Source organism: Lysobacter sp. TAB13, assembly GCF_052113885.1.
GTDB classification, from domain to species: domain Bacteria; phylum Pseudomonadota; class Gammaproteobacteria; order Xanthomonadales; family Xanthomonadaceae; genus Lysobacter; species Lysobacter gummosus.
In genome coordinates, this window is record NZ_JBFRDR010000090.1 from 1 (window position 1) to 610 (window position 610).

The following is a 610-nucleotide window of genomic DNA, read 5'->3' on the forward strand; positions in this document are numbered from 1 at the left end:
CGGATAGGTCGATCGCACGAATGTCGCCAGGCCCCATTGCGAGGGCACGGGTTTGCCGTCGTCCCAGAGAAGGCCCTGTGCGGCGGGCAGGAACATCGCCCTATGATCAGGCAGAGCCTCGCTGATCTCACGGAAGAAGTTTGCGCGCTGGGGAAGAACGTGGTCGCCGTCGCGGTAGGTCAGCCAATCCTTTGACGACGAAGGCGTGTGCACGACTTCCTGCAGGCACAGGATGTCGGGTAGCGCGCTGCGCAGATAGGCCTGCACTTGCTCGTGCAACGCGCCACCCCATCCGTTCAGACTGATGATCCGCATGACGACCCCAAGCGACCGGATTGGCGACACCCGGGTGCCACCCGCGTCGTCAACCTGACCTGGGTCGTTGATGAATGGGCACGGGCCTCCAAACCGGGGCGACTGACGCACTCAGCCTAGGGGGGACGCCGCCCCGGCCGCAACGAATGAAATATTCGTGCCGGTACGGGAGGGCTTCGTTGGTGACGAGGAGACCCGTCCGTCCGTCGGCAATGGCGATCCTTTCCCAAACCACGATGCTGGGAAGGATAGGAATATCGGGATCATCATTGCCGCTGGTGACGAAGCGGACGCG

General features: G+C 63.1%; 1 protein-coding gene. It reads right to left on the reverse strand.

Annotated elements, in window-relative coordinates:
* Window positions 1-315, reverse strand: a 315-nt coding sequence (locus AB4Y92_RS25265) for a hypothetical protein (RefSeq protein WP_441822112.1), incomplete at its 3' end; no start/stop codon positions are given.
* Window positions 316-610: the final 295 nt, after the last annotated feature.